The sequence below is a fragment of the Hamadaea sp. NPDC050747 genome, from assembly GCF_040654195.1.
Lineage (GTDB): Bacteria > Actinomycetota > Actinomycetes > Mycobacteriales > Micromonosporaceae > Hamadaea.
Genome location: NZ_JBFAHM010000014.1, coordinates 192,001 through 209,195, shown reverse-complemented (window position 1 = coordinate 209,195; position 17,195 = coordinate 192,001). Strand labels below are relative to the sequence as shown.

Sequence of the window (17,195 nt, the reverse complement as noted above, 5' to 3'; positions counted from 1 at the left end):
GACGCCGTTCGCCAGCCGCGAACGGGACGGGCAGCGCACGCGGAAGCGGCTTAGCGTGAGCGCATGCCCGTGGCCGCGTACGACGAAATCGCCGACTGGTACGCCGACTGGGTCGGCGGACTCCACAACTCCTATTCGGAGCGCGTCGCCGACGTCCTCCAGCGACTCGTCCCGCCTGGGGACGGGCGTACCTGCCTGGACATCGGCTGTGGGACCGGCGCGCGCGCCGGAGTGCTGCGTAACCTGGGCTGGCGGCCGGTCGGCGTCGACCTGTCGACGGGTCAGCTGCGCCACGCCCGGCGGGTCCTGCCCGTCGCCGCCGCCGACGCCGCCGCGCTACCGATCGCGACGGGGTCGGTCGACCTCGCGGTGAGCATCCTGACCCACACAGACCTGCCCGACTACCCGCGCGTCATCGGCGAGGCGGCGCGGGTCATCCGGTCCGGCGGCCGCTTCGTCCACGTCGGAATCCATCCCTGCTTCACCGGGGCCTTCGCCGACCGCAGCGATCCGGCCCGGATCATCGTCGACGGCGGCTACCACCGGCGCGAACGTCGCTGGGACTCGTTCACCACGCAGGGCGTACGCAACCGGGTGGGCGCCTGGCACCTGCCGTTGGCCGATCTCCTCAACGCCTTCCGGGCCGCCGGACTGGAGATCGTCGACACCGTCGAGGCCGGCCCGGAGGACGGCGTCCCCGACGTCTTCGCGGTGGCGGCGGTCAGCTCTCGTCGCCCGTCGGCAACGTGACCGACGTCCAGGGCTCGCGGACGGGAGCAGCGGCTCCGGCCGGGCAGGTCTTGCGGTAGTCGCACCACGAACACAGCGCGCCCGGCTGCGGCGGGAAGACGTCGTCGGGGTCCCGCCCCTGCGCCAGTTGCTTCTCCGCCGCGATGATGTCCTTGGCCGTCCCCTCGGCCCGGGTCACCTGCCGTTGCAGGGTCTCCTCGGTGTGCTCGTGCGCCGCGACGGTGCCCGTCGGCAGGTGGTGCAGCTCCACCCGGGTGCACCGGCGGCGGAACTGCCGCGTCGCCGCGTACGCGTAAAGGGCGAGCGCCAGCGAGCCGCGCGCGTCGTCCGGCGTACTCGTCGAACGACCGGTCTTGTAGTCCACGATGACCAGCTCGTCGCCCCGGCGGTCGATCCGGTCGGCCCGCCCGGACAGGGCCAGCACCGACGTCTTCGCCGCGACGACCCGCTCGACGCCGACCGGCTCGTCGGCCGGGTCCAGCGTGGCGACGTAGCTCTCGAGCCAGGCGAGCGCCCGGGCGAAGACCTCCCGCTGCTGGTCGGCGTCCCGGTAGCCCTCGGTGACCCAGGTCGCCCGGAGCAACGGCGCCAACGCGACCGACGAACGACGGGCGGGCTCCACGGCGTACCAATTCTTAAGCGCCGTATGCACGCTGGCCCCGAGCGAGTTGTGCGCCCACGGCGGGCCTTTGGGGGGCGCGGGCCGGTCCACGTACGCGTAGCGGTAGCGCCGCGGGCAGTCGAGATAGGACGTCAGCTTGCTGGGCGTGCAGGTGAACAGCCGGTCGGGCAGCTCGCCGAGGTCGAAGCCCAGTTGCTCCGGGATGCTGCCCGTGCGTTCCGACGTCATGCGACCATCCTGCCGCACCGGTGTGACAACGCCCGCTCACATCCCCCGCGACGACCGGTACGCGTCGACGAACTGCCCGATCGCGCCGGCCATGAGCTGCACCGCGATCGCCGCCAGCAGCAGACCGGCGATCCGGGTGAGCACCTCGATCCCGCCGGGCCGCAGGATGCGCACGAGCGTCCCGGAGAACCGCAGCACCAGCCAGACGGCCACCATCACGGCGATGATCGCCAACGAGATGGCGACGTAGTCGACCGGCTCGTCGGCCTTGCGCACTTCGAGCATGGTGGCGACGATCGCGCCCGGCCCGGCCAGCAGCGGCGTGCCCAACGGCACGAGCGCGATGTTGGAGGTGGCCTGCTGGTGCGGGTCGTCGGCCTTGCCCGTGAGCAGCTCGAGCGCGACCAGGATGAGCAGCAGTCCACCCGCTCCCTGCAGGGCGGGGAGGTCGATCTGCAGGTAGTCCAGGATCTTCTGCCCGGCGACCGCGAAGATCACGATCACCACGAAGGCGAGCGCGACCGCCTGCCACGCGGCCCGGTTGCGCTCCCGCGCCGGCAGGGCTCCGGTGAGCGCCAGGAAGATCGGGACCATGCCCGGCGGGTCCGTGATGACGAGCAGGGTTACGAACATCTCGCCGAACAGTTGCATGTTCACACTCGTCACCATAGGGCGTGACGGGCGTCAACCGGCCGGATACTCCCCGGCGAAGATCCCGTCGGACCTGCTACCGCTTGATCGTGACGAGCCGGCCGCCGGACGGTACGCCCTGCGGCGCCTGCACGGCGCGCTGCGTGCCGTCGACCGCGCAGGCCACGAGGTCGCCGCGGAAGGTCGTGATCACGGTGGCGTCGTCCTGCCAGACCGGAACGGCGTCGGCGTCGGAGGCGCAGGCCGCGATCCAAACCGGGGCGGCCGCCCCGTTGGCGCTCGCGGCGGTCACGGACCGGGCCAGGTTGATGATCCACAGTCCACCGTCGAACGGCGTGGCGAGGTTCTGCCCGTTCGGTGAGACGACGGCGTGCGCCGCCCCCCGTTCCAGGAACTCGTGACACCCGGCCGCGTCCTCGCGTTCGAGGTGACCACTGCTCACCGAGACCCGGACGAGGCAGGGCCGGCCGACCGAGCCCGGGACGACGGCGAAGGTGTCGGACTGGAAGCTCGGGTAGACCTGGGTCAGCCCGTCGGCCTGGTCGAAGGTGCCGTCGCGGCGCCAGACCGCGAACTGGCTGCGGTCACTCGACGTCAGCAGCACCGCGGTGGCGAGGAAGCCGATCGGCCGCCAGCCGGCCGGGATGGCGCCGGTCACGAGGTTCTGCAGGCCGTCGCGGCCCAGCCGGTCCAGCTGCAGGGTCTCGCCCCGGACCACGGCCACCTCCGACCCGTCCGCGCTGACCGCCCAGCCGTCGACCGCGTCGGCCAACGGCACCTGGGACCCATCGGTCCGCAGCAGGCGCAAGGTGGTCGATCCGCCGACCAACCAGCCGGATTGGGTACGCACAACGCCCGAGTCGGCGCCGCCCTTGAGGTCCCGCCAGGTCCCGTTGGTGGCGTCGTAGAGGCGATTCCCGAGGACGAGGTCCACCATGAGCGGAGCGGTGCCGCTGCCCATCGGGACCTGGTGGGCGTCCGCCTCGAACTCCACCCGGCCGGACCCGGCGAGGTCGGACTGCTCGACCGGAGCGGTCCACTGCCGCCAGACGCCGATACCGGTGATCGTCAGGACGAACGCCACGGTGGCGGCGAGACCGCCGAGGACCGCCCTGCGCCGGGCGAGTTTGCGAGCCCGCCGCACAGTCACGCCGGACAGGTCCTGGGCGACGGGCACCTCCCGGGCCTGGGCCGCAAACATCTCGCGGAGGGCTCGGGTGGCCTCGGTCTCGGAGGGCGCGCTCTTCATCGCCCCTCCGCCGGGACCGGAATGGCCGGACGGGCGCTGGTGCTCCGCGGAGCCGGTACGCGTTGCGGCTTGGCCGCGGCGGGAGCGGCCCGGCGTTCGGTCGCCGGTCGCTGCTCCGCCGCCGGGGCGGGGCGGGCCGCGGGCTTCGGTTCGGGCAGGGTCAGCCCCGGAATCTGGACACCCTCGGCTGCGAGCCGCTGCCGGAGGGTGCCGAGTGCCCGGGATGTCTGGCTCTTGACGGTTCCCGGGGAGATGTCGAGGAGTTCGGCGGTCTGTGCTTCGGACATGTCCTCGTAGAAACGCAGAACTAGCACGGCGCGTTGTCGTGCTGGGAGCGCCTTCACATGCTTCCAGAGAAGATCCCGGTCGAGCTGCTCCTCGGTGGCGTCGGCGACGGCCCGCTCCGGCAGGAACTCCGTCGGCCGTTCACCGTGCCAGCGCCGCCGCCACCACGAGGTCGCCGTGTTGACCAGTACGCGTCGCGCGTACGGCTCGACGGCCTCGATCTCGCCGAGCCGCCGCCAGGCGAGATAGGTCTTGGTCAACGCGGTCTGGAGAAGGTCCTCGGCGGTCGCCCAGTCCCCGGCGAGCAGGTACGCGCTGCGCAGGAGGGCACCGGAACGAGCCGCGACGAACTCGCGGAACTCGTCCTCGATCGTGGACCTTCCAGCCAACGCGCGCCACCGCCTCCCCGCCCGGCACCCTGTGTCGTGTCCCACAGAGTGGCACATCCCAGGGGAGGAGGACCAGGGTCCGAATGGTCAGCCCTCGTCTTCGGCCTCTCGGCCGAGGCGCGCCTCGACGGCCGCCGGCTCGTACATCTCCTCGACGACGCGCAGGTAGAGCTCGTTCGGGTTGGGCAGGTGCTTGACCTCGCGGAGGGCTTGGTCCTGACCGGCCGACTCCAGCACGAACGTGCCGTAATTGAGCATGCGGCCCAACGGCGACTGCTCGTACTTCATGTCGGTGACCCGCAGCAGCGGCATCATGGCGACGTTTCGGGTGATCAACCCACGCACGACCATGACCCGCTTGTTCGTCAGGATGAACCGGTCGTAGTACCAGTCCGCCACGCTCCAGGCCACCCAGCCCATGACCAGTGCGTACACCACGACGGCGATGACGCTGAGGCTCGGCATGTCCTGCTTGGCCAGGAACCCGGTGAGGTAGCCCAGGGCCAGTGTGGCCACCGCGCCCACCAGGATGTGGTTGATCAAGTGGATCCAGTGCTTGCGCCACTCACCGCGATAGCGCTCGGTCGGGAAGAGATAGCGCGCCACCAGAGCGCTCGGCTCGTCCTCGAGCGGCAGCACCCGCCGGGGGCTGATCGGGACGCCCGCTCCGCCGCCGAGCCCGGAGACCTCCTCCTCGCTGATGTCCGGGAAGTCGTCCGGCCCACCCGCGTATGGCGGTGGCGGTGCGCCGCCGGCGGAAGCGGCACCGGCCGCGGCACCTACGTGCGCGCGGCCGATGAAATGAGTGTCGTCATCGGACTGAGGAGTGGACTCCCCACGAGCCTGGGGAATCGGTTCGTTGTCGCGGTCGCGCCGCGGCTCGTCGGAGCCGTCGGGCTCAAAAGGTCCGGTCGTCATCGGGGGTGAACCGGCCGATCAGGCCACGAGGCTGGAGACGAAGTCACCGACGCCTTGCGCGATGTCCATCACGGTGCCCCCCATCGACTTCACGACGTTGGCCGCCGAGTCAGGTCGGAACGCCACGAAGAAGATCAGAAAGGCAAGCCCGCCCCAGACGAGGATCTTCTTGACCATGCGGTCCACTCCCCCTCCACGCGGCGCCCATTCGCCGCATTCGGGCATAAGCCTAGCAGTCCAGGGGGTCCTCAGTGAATCATTCGCGCACTTCGGAGTGACCGCGCCGGATGCACTAACGGCCTGGTCAGGACCGTCCTGAGAGGTAAGGCGACGCGGCGCCGAAGACGAGTCCACCCGGGACCCACTCGGCGAGGTCGTGCAAGGACAGATCCTCCGCGAGCAGGTATCCGGCGGGCGCGGGCCACGCGACCGTCCACAGCCACCGGCCCCGGGCCTCCCCCACGTACGCGCTTCGATCCTCGGGCGCGTCGAGTGCCCACATCGGAGCCGGATGACCGGCCACTTTGACCTTGGCGTGGGCGAGCGTCGTGACGGCCAGCTCGGTGATGGTGGGACCGGGGTCCGGCCCGGGCAGGCCGGCGAAGCGTACGCCGAGGCCGACGCCCGGGTCCTCGGCGATGAACAGCATGTCGGCCGGGCCGTCGATCAGCGACGCCGGTCCGCTGCAGGCGATGACGGTCGCCGAGACCCCCGTACGCTCGTCTCCCGCCCAGCCCAGTCCGGTGACCATCCAGCCCGTCGGCAGGGGCCACGGGCACCAGACGGGGAACTCCGCCTTGGCGGCGAGGGTGGCGGCGGTGTTGACCGTCTCGGCGGCGGCGTGTTCGGCGACGTGCAACGGAGGTACGGGGCCGCAGCGGTCGCAGCGCCACACGGACCGCATGAGATCCGGCGGCCGCACCGGGCCACCGCACCGCGGGCACGAGACGACCATCCCCACAGACTTCACCCTGCTCCCGACGGCCCCTCGCGTCAAGCGGAGTCGACCATCCGCTGCCGATCTCGCGTGGTCCAGTGGAACAACGCCATCGCCACGCTGGTGGCGAGGTTGAAGCTGGAGACGCCGGGCCGCATCGGGATCGCGACCAGCTGCGTGGCCATCGCCCGCAGCTCGGCGGAGACGCCGTGCCGTTCGGTGCCGAACGCGAGCACCGCGTCGTCCGGGAAGCTCAGGTCCCGAATGTCCGCGCCGTCCGGATCGAGCACGTAGACCGGGCCCGCCGGGCGTGCGCCGAGGTCGATCCGGGCGACCGCGGTGGCGAAGTGCAGCCCCGCGCTGCCCCGGAGGGCGGCCGGATGCCAGGGATCGGTCACCCCGGTCGTCAGTACGCCGGCGACGCCGAATCCGGCCGCGAGGCGTACGACGGCGCCGATGTTGCCCAGGTGCCGGGGGTCCTCCAGGAGGACGACGGGGCTGTCCCGCCCGGCGAGCGCGGCCAGGTCGAGCGACGGCCGCAGGGCGAGCGCGGCCACCCCGGTCGGATGCGGCCGGGGCACCAGGTCGGCGAAGACGGCCGGCTCCACCGACGCGGCCAGGATCTCGAACGCCCCGGCGAGATCGGGCGCCAGCTCATGCGCCAGGGCCATCGCGGCCGGCTTGTCGGTCGCGAGCACCGCCAGCACGTCGGCGCCGAATCGGAGCGCGTGCTTCACGGCGTGGAAGCCGTCGACCAGCACGACGTCCGGCTGGTCGCGGTGGGCGTACCAACTTTGCAGGTGCGACGGCATGAGGCCGAGCGTAACGGCCGAGCCCGCCGGGATCGGCGGGCTCGGGCCGGTCAGGGTTGCAGGGCGCGGTGGAGATCCGCGAGGAACGCGGTCTCGGCGTCGCTCACCCGGTGCCCGAAGACCCCGGTACGCGCGGCGCCGCACACCCGGGCGGCGATGTGTTGCAGCCACTGCCGATAGGCGGCGGCGTCGGCGGGATCGGCCCGCCGGGCCAGCACGAGACTGGCGGCGCGGCAGTTCACCAGGACCTCGGTGATGCCGGCGTGACGATCGCGGAACTGCTCGGCGCTGGGCGGATCCGGATCGGCTTCGGCGTAGATCGCCGCGACCACCGCACGAACCAGGTCGGAGTCGGACACCGTCCCGGCGGCGATGGCGTCGATGCCGGCCAGGCCCTCGGCGACCGTACGCCGGTCGCTGTCGGGTTCGGCCGACGTAGCGGCGATCATGACTCGAGCGGGCAGGCGGGTGAGCAGGTCCCACTCATCCGGTGCGAAGGCGATCGGCGGCGCGGATCGGGCCCACGGGCCTGCCGTTGGTTGGCTCGGCATGACACGACCTCCTCGAGGTCAGCATATGCCCGCGAGGACGGCTCGCACGCCGATGTAAACGAAAGGCACTCTGGTTACCCTCAGTGACGGTCAATTATCCGTCAGCGATGTGATCTGCCTAACGCGAACAAACCTCTATACAGGTCAAGCCATATTCGGGCAAGATGTTTTATCAAGAGCGTGGGCGGCGGGTGCGTTAGGGCCCCGCCGCTCATTGCGTTCTCAGGCGTCTCGTTTCTCAGGCGTCCGTAGGACCGTCAGGCGGCGCGCCGGGTCCGGACGTGGACATCGTCGTCCAGCACCCGAAGGATGGTCCCATGCAGTTCGGTCGGTACTTCGAGGAGTTCGAAGTCGGCGCGGTCTACAAGCACTGGCCCGGCAAGACGGTCACCGAGTACGACGACCACCTGTTCTGCCTGCTGACCATGAACCACCACCCGCTGCACATCGACGCGCATTACGCCGAGACGCAGACCGACTTCAAGCGCAACGTGGTGGTCGGCAACTACATCTACTCGCTGCTGCTGGGCATGTCGGTCGCCGACGTCAGCGGCAAGGCGATCGCCAACCTCGAGGTCGAGTCGCTGCGCCACGTCGCGCCGACCTTTCACGGCGACACCATCTACGGCGAGACAACCGTCCTGGACAAGCGCGAGTCCGAGTCGAAGCCCGACCGGGGCGTGATCACCGTCGAGACGCGCGGCTACAAGCAGGACGGCACCATGGTCTGCATCTTCAAGCGGAAGGTCATGGTGCCGAAGGCACCGGCCGCGACGGAGTAGTCTCGGCTCGTGCGACCCCTGCTCACACCCCGCTGGCTGGCCGGCCACACGCTCGCGGTGGTCATGGTCCTCGCCTCCGGTGGGCTCACCTGGTGGCAGATCACGCGGGCCATGGGGGGCAACGTCCTCAGCTTCGGGTACGCCTTCTTCTGGCCGGCGTTCGCGGGCTTCGTCGTGCTGATCTGGGTACGCGAAATGCGGCTGGCGCTCGGGCGTGCCCCGGCGAAGCCCGCCGAGAAGGCCCCGAGCACCGGATTCGGCCGTCCCGTAGTCACGAACCGGCCGGTGACCAGCGCCACCGCGGCCGTCCCGGCCGACGACGACCCTGAGCTGGCCGAGTACAACCGACTTCTGGCCTGGTTGGCGGCGCATCCCGGCGCCCGCCCGGCCGACTATCCCGGCGAGCGCGCCGATGAGCCCGGCCAGCGCCCGCAGAGCGCCCAGCAGATGCAGGAGACGTCATGAAAGCCGCGCACACCCGCTACCGCGTCGCCGCATACGTCGTCGGCGTGATGCTGCTGGTGCTGGTGCTGATCGCGATGCCGATCAAGTACTTCGGGGACAACTCGCTGCCGGTGCAGATCATCGGCCCGATCCACGGCTGGCTGTTCGCCATCTACCTCGTGATCACCTTCGACCTCGCCCGGCGGACCACTTGGCCGTTGACGCGTACGCTCGGGGTCATGATCGCCGGGACGATCCCGTTCCTCAGCTTCGTCGTGGAGCGGAAGGTGGATCACTGGCTGGCCGTGCCGTCGACAGGTGCACAGGCGACGGCGCAGCCGACCGCGTCCAAGGACGAGGCCGACCGCGCCGCGGTCTAGCTTTTCGAATCAGCCCTGCGCCTGGGTGGCGAGCTGCTTGCGCACCTCGTCCATGTCCAGCTCGCGGACCTTGCCGATGAGTTCCTCCAGCGCGGCGCCCGGAAGCGCGCCCGGCTGAGCGAAGACGATCACGCCGTCCTTGATCGCCCAGATCGTCGGGATCGACCGGATGTCGAACTTCATCGCGATGTCGGGGTTCGCCTCGGTGTCGACCTTGGCGAAGGTGATGTCCTCGTGCTTCTGCGAGGAGGCGTCGTAGACCGGCGCGAATCGCATACACGGGCCGCACCAGCTCGCCCAGAAGTCCACCAGGACGATGCCGTCCTTGTTGGTGATCTCGTCGAAGTTGGCGGCGGTCAACTCCACGGTCGCCATGTCACGCTCCGATCTATGCCAATGGTTGCGTCTATCGCAACGAGCAGGGGGTGCCGGGCATTCCCGCCCGTGCGGTGGCGCAGCTCACCCTACTCCTCGGCAGCTGGGATACCCGGCATCACAAGCGGTAATCCCGCAGCAGCCCGCGCGAGATGATGGTCTTCTGGATCTCGCTCGTGCCCTCTCCGATGAGCAGGAACGGCGCCTCCCGCATCAGGCGCTCGATCTCGTACTCCTTCGAGTATCCGTAGCCGCCGTGGATCCGGAACGCCTCCTGGACGACCTCGGCGCAGTACTCGCTGGCGAGCAGCTTGGCCATGCCGGCCTCGACGTCGTTGCGCTGACCGGAGTCCTTCAACCGGGCCGCGTTCACCATGAGGGCGTGCGCCGCCTCGATCTTGGTGCCCATCTCGGCCAGCTTGAACGCCACCGCCTGGTGTTCGGCGATCGGTTTGCCGAAGGTACGCCGCTGCTGCGCATACGCGACGGCGAGTTCGAAGGCGCGCAACGAGATGCCGCAGGCTCGCGCGGCGACGTTGACCCGGCCGACCTCGATGCCGTCCATCATCTGGTAGAAGCCCTTGCCGGGTTCGCCGCCGAGGATCGCCGACGCCGGTACGCGATGGTCGGCGAGCACCATCTCGGTGGTCTCGACGCCCTTGTAGCCCATCTTCTCGAGCTTGCCGGGGATGGTCAGGCCGGGCGCGGTCTCCCCGAAGCCGGGCGTCTTCTCCAGCAGGAAGGTGGTCATGTTCCCGTAGACGCTGGGCGCGCCCAGGTCGGTCTTGACCAGGGTGGCCACGACGCTGGAGTAGCCGCCGTTGGTCAGCCACATCTTCTGTCCGTTGAGGACGTAGTCGTCGCCGTCGGGCACCGCCCGGGTCTTGATGGCCGACACGTCCGACCCGGTCTCCGGCTCCGACATCGAGAACGCGCCCCGGACCTCGCCGGTCGCCATCCGCGGCAGCAGCCTGGCCTTCTGCTCGGCCGTGCCGTGCTGCGACACCAGGTACGCGACGATGAAGTGAGTGTTGACGATGCCGCTGACCGACATCCAGCCCCGGGAGAGTTCCTCGACGACGAGGGCGTACGTGAGCAGCGATTCGCCGAGCCCGCCGAACTCCTCCGGAATGGTCAGTCCGAACAGGCCCATCTCGCGCATGCCGTCGACGATCTCTGTCGGATAGGCGTCATCGTGCTCCAGCCGCTGCGCCCGCGGGATGATCTCCTTGTCGACGAACTCGTGGACGGTGGCCAGGATGGATTCCTGAATGTCGGTGAGTCCGTGCGTACGGGCAAGGCGGGGCATGGCGAACCCTCCAGGTGAACGAAGTTACTAGACGGTAACTCAGGTTCGATGAGTATCTCGCGTGGATCGATCCCGCGAGAAGGTGGGATGCGACCAGAACCTCTGTGAAAAGCTTCACCCCGTCTAGTACCCTGCGCCAGTACGCCACCCCGGGAGCACGGCCGCGCATCCTACGCGGTTCGCTCCGATGAGGAAATCAGGAGCCGAACGATGACCTACCCCCCAGCGGGTAACCCTGACCCGTACGGTCAGCAGCCGCAGCAGCCGGACCCGTACGGTCAGCCGCAGCAGCCGCAGCCTGACCCGTACAACCCGTACGCCGCCCCGGGCTCCCCGGCCGCGCCGCAGTACGGCCAGCAGCCGCAGCAGCCGTACGCCGCGCAGCCCTACAGCGCGCAGCCGTACGCCGCTCCGCCGGCGGCGACCAACACCATGGCGATCCTGTCGCTGGTCTTCGCCTTCGTCTTCGCGCCGCTGGCCATCGTCTTCGGCCACATGGCCAAGAAGCAGATCAAGCAGTCCGGCGAGGGCGGCGACGGCCTGGCCACCGCCGGTCTCGTCATGGGCTACATCTTCACCGGTCTCGGTGTGCTGCTGTGCTGCATCTACGGCATCATCTTCGTCGTCGCCATCAACGAGGCGGGCTCCAGCACCTACTGACCGGGCACCCCGGTCCTGCAGCGGGCGCGGCCGGGCCGCGCCCGCTGACACACGTTCGTACGATGGTGATCGACCGCACGACGATCATGTCCGGCGCACCCCGCACGACGTGCATACATGGAAGGAACTCGCGTGACCTACCCGCCGCCCGGCAACCCCGATCCCTACGGCCAGCCGCAGCAGCAGCCGTCGCAGGATCCGTTCGCCTCGCCGCCGCCCGCTTACGGGCAGCCCGCCTACGGGGAGCAGCCGACTCCGGCCCCGGCCCCGAACCCCTACGACCCGTACGCGGCCCCGGGCTCGCCGGTCGCCCCGCAGTCGCCGGCCTACGGCCAGCAGTCTCCGGCCGCGCCGCAGAACCCCTACGACCCGTACGCGCAGCAGCAGTCGCCCGCTCCGCAGTACGGGCAGCCCTATGCCGCTCCGCAGTACCCGGCGTACGGCGCTCCGGCCGGCGGCCCGGCCAAGAAGAACGGCATGGCGATCGGCGCCATGGCGACCGGTATCGCGAGCATCCCGCTGGCCTGCTGCGCGATCCTGGGCATCATCGCCGGCATCGTGGCCATCGTGCTCGGCATCGTGGCCAACAAGCAGATCGCCCAGCGTGGTGAGGACGGCAAGGGCTTCGCCCTCACGGGCCTCATCTGTGGTGGCGTCGGCCTGCTGCTCGGCATCGTGAACGCGATCGCCGGCGTGGCCATGAACCTCACCTGAGGTCGCGTCACCGCACAACCTTGGAAGGGCGGCCCTCCGGACTCCGGCGGGGCCGCCCTTCTCCACGCCGGACGGCGTACGCCGTCAGAAGGCGGCCTGGCGGACGCTGTTGCCGCCGTCGATGACCAGCAGCTGCCCGGTGATGTAGGACGCCGCCGGGGAGACCAGGAAGGCGATCGCGCCGGCCACCTCGTCGGGCGTACCGGGGCGGCCCATCGGCGAGCCGTAGCCCTGCTTCAGCTCGACCAGGGTCGACGCCGAGGTGTGGATCAGACCGGGCGCGACCGCGTTGACGGTGACACCGTCGGCGATCAGTTCCATGGCCAGCGCCCGGGTCAGGCCGAGCACGCCCGCCTTCGCCGCCGCGTACGCCGCCTCGGCGGGCAGCGCGTTGACCGGCCCGGCGGTGGCCGAGAGGTTCACGATGCGCCCCCAGCCGCGCTCGGACATCCCGTCGCCGAAGGCCCGGCTGCAGAGGAACGCCGTGGTCAGGTTCCGGTCGATCTCCGTACGCCACTCGTCCGCGGTGAGCTGGGCGACCGGGCGGATGATCTCCGGCGAGGCCCGGCTCGCCAGGCCGGCGTTGTTGACGAGGATGTCGACCTCGCCCAGCTGGTCGCCCACAGCGTCGGCGAGCGCGGCGACCTCGGCGTCGTCGGTGAGGTCGGCGACGAACCCGGTGACCCCCAGCTCGACGGCGCGGTCGTGGATGCGCTTGGTGGTCGAGACGATCGCCACCCGGGCGCCCTGGGCTTTGAGCAGACGCGCGGTGGCGTAGCCGATGCCGTAGGGACTGCCCGCGCCGGTGATCAGCGCGACCTTCCCGGCGAGGGTGAACGGACTGTCGACGGTTTCCATGCCCCGATCCTTGCGGATCGTCGCAAGCCGGGGCAACCGGGTCGGCCCCTTGTGCCGGGGGATCCCTCGGACGGGCGGCGGCACACTACCCTGCGTCCATGACCGAGCCCACCTCGCCGGAGGTTCAGCCGCCCACCACCGGCTACGTCGTCCCACCGGGCTACGCCGCGCCCTACCCGATGCAGTACGCCCCCGCCCGCAAGACGAACGGCCTGGCCATCGCCGCGCTGGTCACCTCGATCGTGGCGTTCAGCCTCTGCTATCCGCTCACGATCGTGGGCGCCATCCTCGGTCACGTCGCACGGCGGCGCATCCGGGAGACCGGTGAGGACGGCGACGGCCTGGCCCTGGCCGGCATCGTGGTCGGCTGGATCGGCTTCGCCCTGACCGTCGCCGCGGCGGCGCTCATCGTCTTCCTGATCGCGAACGACTTCTTCGACGAACCCGGTTACGAGGGCGTCGTCTACTGAGCTGGATCACGGATCTCGGTCGAATCTTGGCCCAAGATTCGACCCGGAACCCTGATCCAGCGCCGCACCGAAGGGGCGGGATCAGGGGGTGAAGGTGGACGTCCGGGACATCCCGGCCGCCCGGCCCTTCCCCGCGATGACCAGCGCCATCTTGCGGGAGGCCTCGTCGATCATCTCGTCGCCGAGCATGACCGCGCCGAGCTTGCCGCCCGCCTCCGAGGTGTAGTGGTCGTACGCGTCGAGGATCAGCTCGGCGTGGTCGTAGTCCTCCTGGGAGGGCGAGTAGACCTCGTTGGCGGCGTCGATCTGGCCCGGGTGCAGCACCCATTTGCCGTCGAAGCCCAGGGCGGCCGATCGCTTGGCCACCTCCCGGAACGCGTCGACGTCGCGGATCTGCAGGAACGGGCCGTCGATGGCCTGCTTGTCGTGCATCCGCGCGGCCATCAGGATGCGCATGAGGATGTAGTGGTAGGGGTCGCCGGGGTAGTCCGGGTGCAGCGCGCCGACCACCAGGGACTTCATGTTGATGCTGGCCATGAAGTCGGCCGGGCCGAAGATGATGGTCTCGACGCGAGGGGAGGCCGCCGCGATCTTGTCGACGTTGACCAGGCCGGCCGCGTTCTCGATCTGCGCCTCGATGCCGATGCCGCCGACCGGCAACCCGATCGTCTTCTCGATCTGCGTCAGCAACAGGTCGAGCCAGTGGATCTGCGCCTCGTCCTGCACCTTCGGCAGCATGACGCAGTCGAGGTTGGCGCCGGCGCCCTCGACGATCTCGATGACGTCCCGGTAGGTCCACGGCGTGGTCAGGTCGTTGACGCGTACCACCCGGGTCTTGTCGCCCCAGCCGCCCTCGTTGAGCGCGGCGACGATGTTCTTGCGGGCCTCCGGCTTGGCCAGCGGCGCCACCGCGTCCTCCAGGTCGAGGAAGACCTGGTCGGCGGGCAGGCCCTTGGCCTTGTCCAGCATCTTGACGCTGGAACCCGGCACGGCCAGGCAGGATCGACGGGGACGGCCGATGGCACCCATGCGCGCTCCTTAGCAACCGTTCAGTAACTTCGACAAGGTAACCTTCCGCCGTGGGTCAGGAGAACGCTTCTGTGGAAGATCTCACCGCCTCGACCGTCGTCGTCACCGGAGCGAGTTCCGGCGTCGGCCGGGCCGCCGCGGTGGAGTTCGCGCGGCGTGGCTGGCGAGTCGCCCTGGTCGGGCGGGATCCAGACCGTCTCGCTGCCGCCTTCTCCCTGGTACGCGACCAGGCGACGGGGCCGGAGCCGATCCAGGTGCGGGCCGACTTCGCCGATTTCGGTTCCGTCCGGGAGGCCGCCCTGGAAGTGGCCAAGCTGGGCCGGATCGATGTGCTCGCCAACAACGCCGGGGTGGTGACCAGCCGCCGTCAGACCACTGTGGACGGGCACGAGCTGACCATCCAGACCAACCACTTGTCCCCGTTTCTGCTCACCACCCTGCTCAAGGACCAGATGCCGGCCGGCGGGCGGATCATCTCGACGGCGTCGATGGCGCACTCCTGGGGCATGCTGCGCCCGGACGACCTCGACCGCACACGCGGGCCGTGGAGCGCCTGGCTGACCTACGGCGCGTCGAAGGCGGCCAACATCCTCTTCGCCGCGGAAGCCGCCCGGCGTTGGCCGGACCTGCTCTCATTCTCGTTCCATCCAGGCGTGATCCGCAGCAACTTCGGCACCCCGCTCGCCAAGTTGTTCTTCCAGATCGCCCCGGGCCTGTCCACACCGGAGCAAGGGGCCGACACCCTGGTGCACCTCGCGACCGCACCGGCGGAGTCGCTCGTCGACGGGGCGTACTACGCCGAGCGGAAAGTGCTGCGGCCCAAGGCGTACCTGGCGGACGAAGAGTTCGCAGCGCGCTTCTGGGCGGCGTCCGAACGCGCGGTCGAGGCTTAGAGTTCCAGGTTCACCGGGACCGGCCGCCGTTTGGCCGAGCCCAGGATGACGAAGGCGACCCCGCTGACGAGCAACGCGATCCCGGCCCAGGCCAACGGGGCGGGCCGCTGATCCAGCCAGAGCCAGCTGATCAGGGCGGCGCCCGGAACCTCCAGCATCACCAGGACGCTCACCGCCGTCGCGGACAGCTCGTGCAACGCGTAGTTGAACATCGAGTGCCCCAGCAACTGGGTGCCGGCGGTCAAGCCGAGGATGGCCAGCCAGGTGCTGGGTGCGTACCCGCTGAGGGGAACCCGGAACACCACGCAGCCGCAGAGGAGCACGGCCGCGCACACCGCGTAGCAGATGGTGGTGTAGCTGGTGGTGCTGGCCTGCGCGCGGGCGCGTTCGCCGAAGACGGTGTAGACCGCGGCCGCGAGCCCGCCTAGCAGCGCGAGCACGTCGCCGAGGAGGGCTCGGCCGGAGCCGCCGACGTCCGCGCCGGTGGCGAGCGTGACGCCCAGGACGGCGGCGAGGATACCGAGCCACATGGCTCGGGTGGGCCGGTCACCTTGCCAGTACGCGATCAGCCCGGCCCAGACGGGTTGCGTCGCGGCGAGCGCGGTGGCGGTCGCGACCGCGGTGAGCTGCGCGCCGGCCATCCACGTGGCGAAGTGGACGGCCAAGGCGAGCCCGGCCAGGACGCTCCACCGGAATTCCCTGCCCCGCCAGAGTCGGGCGAGTTCGGCCCGGCGGGTGATCAGCGCGGCCGGAGTCAGGACGGCGGTGGCCAAAGCGTTGCGCCAGAAGGCGAGCGCCAGCGCCGGGGCCGCCGCGTACGCGATCAGCGGGCCGGACGTCGAGATCGCGAGGACGGCGAGCGTCAGCGCGAGCAGGGTCGGCAGGCTGATCTTCACGGTGCGACCGTAACAGTCACCTTACGGTCGGTTCCCCGCCGCTTTGGCGGATGCACAGTCGGTGAACGAGTCGCTACGCTCGGGCGGTCGCTTGCAATCTGCAACTTTCACAATGGGACTCTTCTGCTGTGTTCGCTTCGCACGGATATCCGCGAGCCGTCCTCTTCGACTTCTTCGGCACCCTCACGCAGGCCGCGCCCCGCGGTGCCGGGCACGCCGAAGTGGCCCGGCTCCTGGGCTGCTCGCCGGAGGAGCTCACCGCCGTCCTCGACACCTCGTTCTACCGGCGCAGCCGGGGCGACTACGGGGACGCGCTGACCACCCTGCGCTGGGTGGCCGCCGAACTCGGGCGGCGCCCGGACGACACGACGCTGCGGGCCGCATACCAGGCCCGGATCGCCGCTCTCCGGGCCGACATCCGGCTCCGCCGGGACGCGTACGCCGTGCTGGCCCGGCTGCGGGCGGACGGCGTCCGGATGGCCGTCGTCAGCGACTGCACACACGAGTTGACCGAAATCCTGCCGACGCTGCCGATCGCCCCGTTGCTGGACGCCGCGATCTTCTCCGTCCACATCGGAGCAGTCAAGCCGGATCCCACGATCTACCTGGCGGCGTGCGCCGCGCTCCGAGTGGAGCCGCGACACTGCCTCTACGTCGGCGACGGCGGTTCCCGCGAACTCACCGGAGCGAGCGCGCTGGGCATGTACGCCATCCGCCTGGCCGCCCCCGACCTCGGCGACCACCTGGTCTTCCGGCCCGACGAGGAGTTCTGCGGGCCGTCGGCGCGGTCGCTGACCGAGATCTTCACGCGGGACCTCGTCCCCGCCTAGTCCCCACCGTCCGCGCCCGCCGCCTTCATGGCCACCGCCATGAGGGCTGGATCAGGGTTCTCGGTCGAATCATGGGGCAAGATTCGACCGAGAACCCTGATCCAGCGCAAAAGGCCGCGCGGAGAGAGCAAGGGCCGCGGGAGAGAGCGCAAGGCCGGACGGG

The 17,195-nt window shown here is 70.2% G+C and carries 21 protein-coding genes and 2 pseudogenes; 9 read left to right on the top strand and 14 right to left on the bottom strand.

Translation table 11 applies throughout. The annotated features are described in order from the left end of the window. Positions 1 to 63 precede the first annotated feature (63 nt). Positions 64 to 750, top strand: coding sequence for a methyltransferase domain-containing protein (locus AB0H43_RS31210; protein WP_360005180.1), 687 nt, complete (start codon positions 64 to 66; stop codon positions 748 to 750). Here the strand turns inward: AB0H43_RS31210 and AB0H43_RS31205 are convergent. The 9 genes from AB0H43_RS31205 to AB0H43_RS31165 form a co-directional block, all read right to left on the bottom strand. Next, entirely contained in the window at positions 722 to 1,600 is an 879-nt protein-coding gene (locus AB0H43_RS31205; RefSeq protein ID WP_360005178.1) for a PD-(D/E)XK nuclease family protein, read from the bottom strand. The genes AB0H43_RS31210 and AB0H43_RS31205 overlap by 29 nt on opposite strands. A gap of 36 nt (positions 1,601 to 1,636) precedes the next feature. Beyond that, positions 1,637 to 2,257, bottom strand: a complete 621-nt coding sequence (locus AB0H43_RS31200) for a MarC family protein (protein WP_360005176.1) — start codon at positions 2,255 to 2,257, stop codon at positions 1,637 to 1,639. Between the two features lie 70 nt (positions 2,258 to 2,327). Further along, complete coding sequence (locus AB0H43_RS31195) at positions 2,328 to 3,500, bottom strand: hypothetical protein (RefSeq protein ID WP_360005174.1); 1,173 nt, start codon at positions 3,498 to 3,500, stop codon at positions 2,328 to 2,330. Continuing rightward, entirely contained in the window at positions 3,497 to 4,174 is a 678-nt protein-coding gene (locus AB0H43_RS31190) for a SigE family RNA polymerase sigma factor (protein ID WP_360005172.1), read from the bottom strand. The genes AB0H43_RS31195 and AB0H43_RS31190 overlap by 4 nt, the downstream gene beginning before the upstream one ends. An 87-nt stretch (positions 4,175 to 4,261) precedes the next feature. After that, on the bottom strand, positions 4,262 to 5,092 hold the full coding sequence (locus AB0H43_RS31185; RefSeq protein ID WP_360005170.1) for a PH domain-containing protein: 831 nt from the start codon (positions 5,090 to 5,092) through the stop codon (positions 4,262 to 4,264). Between the two features lie 18 nt (positions 5,093 to 5,110). Then, the gene (locus AB0H43_RS31180) at positions 5,111 to 5,269 is read right to left on the bottom strand and encodes a hypothetical protein (protein WP_253758209.1); all 159 of its coding nucleotides are present in this window, start codon (positions 5,267 to 5,269) and stop codon (positions 5,111 to 5,113) included. Between the two features lie 127 nt (positions 5,270 to 5,396). Then, positions 5,397 to 6,047: a DUF6758 family protein gene (locus AB0H43_RS31175; protein WP_360005333.1), complete on the bottom strand. Its 651-nt coding sequence runs from the start codon at positions 6,045 to 6,047 to the stop codon at positions 5,397 to 5,399. Positions 6,048 to 6,085: 38 nt separating this feature from the next. Beyond that, complete coding sequence (locus AB0H43_RS31170; protein ID WP_360005168.1) at positions 6,086 to 6,841, bottom strand: RNA methyltransferase; 756 nt, start codon at positions 6,839 to 6,841, stop codon at positions 6,086 to 6,088. Positions 6,842 to 6,891: 50 nt separating this feature from the next. Then, entirely contained in the window at positions 6,892 to 7,392 is a 501-nt protein-coding gene (locus AB0H43_RS31165) for a hypothetical protein (RefSeq protein ID WP_360005166.1), read from the bottom strand. Positions 7,393 to 7,709: 317 nt separating this feature from the next. Here AB0H43_RS31165 and AB0H43_RS31160 point away from each other — a divergent pair, with 317 nt between their 5' ends. The 3 genes from AB0H43_RS31160 to AB0H43_RS31150 are packed head-to-tail and all read left to right on the top strand — an operon-like array spanning position 7,710 to position 8,998. After that, positions 7,710 to 8,174: a MaoC family dehydratase gene (locus AB0H43_RS31160; protein WP_360005164.1), complete on the top strand. Its 465-nt coding sequence runs from the start codon at positions 7,710 to 7,712 to the stop codon at positions 8,172 to 8,174. 9 nt (positions 8,175 to 8,183) lie between these two features. Beyond that, entirely contained in the window at positions 8,184 to 8,639 is a 456-nt protein-coding gene (locus tag AB0H43_RS31155) for a hypothetical protein (protein ID WP_360005162.1), read from the top strand. Continuing rightward, the gene (locus AB0H43_RS31150; protein ID WP_360005160.1) at positions 8,636 to 8,998 is read left to right on the top strand and encodes a DUF3817 domain-containing protein; all 363 of its coding nucleotides are present in this window, start codon (positions 8,636 to 8,638) and stop codon (positions 8,996 to 8,998) included. Before AB0H43_RS31155 ends, AB0H43_RS31150 begins: the two co-directional genes overlap by 4 nt. 9 nt (positions 8,999 to 9,007) lie before the next feature. Here AB0H43_RS31150 and trxA read toward each other — a convergent pair. Both trxA and AB0H43_RS31140 read right to left on the bottom strand, forming a co-directional pair. Then, positions 9,008 to 9,388 (bottom strand): annotated as a pseudogene (trxA, locus tag AB0H43_RS31145) (thioredoxin); the annotation flags it as partial. A 103-nt stretch (positions 9,389 to 9,491) separates the two neighbouring features. Beyond that, a complete protein-coding gene (locus AB0H43_RS31140; protein ID WP_360005158.1) occupies positions 9,492 to 10,682 on the bottom strand; it encodes an acyl-CoA dehydrogenase family protein in 1,191 nt (396 codons plus the stop codon). A 210-nt stretch (positions 10,683 to 10,892) separates the two neighbouring features. Here AB0H43_RS31140 and AB0H43_RS31135 point away from each other — a divergent pair, with 210 nt between their 5' ends. Further along, positions 10,893 to 11,342 (top strand): DUF4190 domain-containing protein, encoded by a 450-nt coding sequence (locus AB0H43_RS31135; RefSeq protein ID WP_360005156.1) that lies wholly within the window; start codon positions 10,893 to 10,895, stop codon positions 11,340 to 11,342. Between the two features lie 132 nt (positions 11,343 to 11,474). Then, positions 11,475 to 12,056, top strand: coding sequence for a DUF4190 domain-containing protein (locus AB0H43_RS31130; protein WP_360005154.1), 582 nt, complete (start codon positions 11,475 to 11,477; stop codon positions 12,054 to 12,056). 84 nt (positions 12,057 to 12,140) lie between these two features. Here the strand turns inward: AB0H43_RS31130 and AB0H43_RS31125 are convergent, their stop codons facing one another. Continuing rightward, a complete protein-coding gene (locus AB0H43_RS31125; protein ID WP_360005152.1) occupies positions 12,141 to 12,914 on the bottom strand; it encodes an SDR family NAD(P)-dependent oxidoreductase in 774 nt (257 codons plus the stop codon). Positions 12,915 to 13,105: 191 nt separating this feature from the next. On the opposite strand from AB0H43_RS31125, the pseudogene AB0H43_RS31120 reads away from it, so the two are divergent. Next, positions 13,106 to 13,384, top strand: a pseudogene (locus AB0H43_RS31120) (DUF4190 domain-containing protein); the annotation flags it as partial. 81 nt (positions 13,385 to 13,465) lie between these two features. Here the strand turns inward: AB0H43_RS31120 and AB0H43_RS31115 are convergent. Beyond that, the gene (locus tag AB0H43_RS31115) at positions 13,466 to 14,413 is read right to left on the bottom strand and encodes a CoA ester lyase (protein WP_360005150.1); all 948 of its coding nucleotides are present in this window, start codon (positions 14,411 to 14,413) and stop codon (positions 13,466 to 13,468) included. Positions 14,414 to 14,484: 71 nt separating this feature from the next. Here AB0H43_RS31115 and AB0H43_RS31110 point away from each other — a divergent pair, with 71 nt between their 5' ends. Then, a complete protein-coding gene (locus AB0H43_RS31110; protein WP_360005331.1) occupies positions 14,485 to 15,306 on the top strand; it encodes an SDR family NAD(P)-dependent oxidoreductase in 822 nt (273 codons plus the stop codon). On the opposite strand, the gene AB0H43_RS31105 is transcribed toward AB0H43_RS31110, so the two are convergent. After that, on the bottom strand, positions 15,303 to 16,202 hold the full coding sequence (locus AB0H43_RS31105; protein ID WP_360005148.1) for a DMT family transporter: 900 nt from the start codon (positions 16,200 to 16,202) through the stop codon (positions 15,303 to 15,305). The genes AB0H43_RS31110 and AB0H43_RS31105 overlap by 4 nt on opposite strands. A 128-nt stretch (positions 16,203 to 16,330) precedes the next feature. Between AB0H43_RS31105 and AB0H43_RS31100 the strand changes: the two genes are divergently transcribed. Next, positions 16,331 to 17,032, top strand: a complete 702-nt coding sequence (locus AB0H43_RS31100) for an HAD family hydrolase (RefSeq protein ID WP_360005146.1) — start codon at positions 16,331 to 16,333, stop codon at positions 17,030 to 17,032. Positions 17,033 to 17,195: the final 163 nt, after the last annotated feature.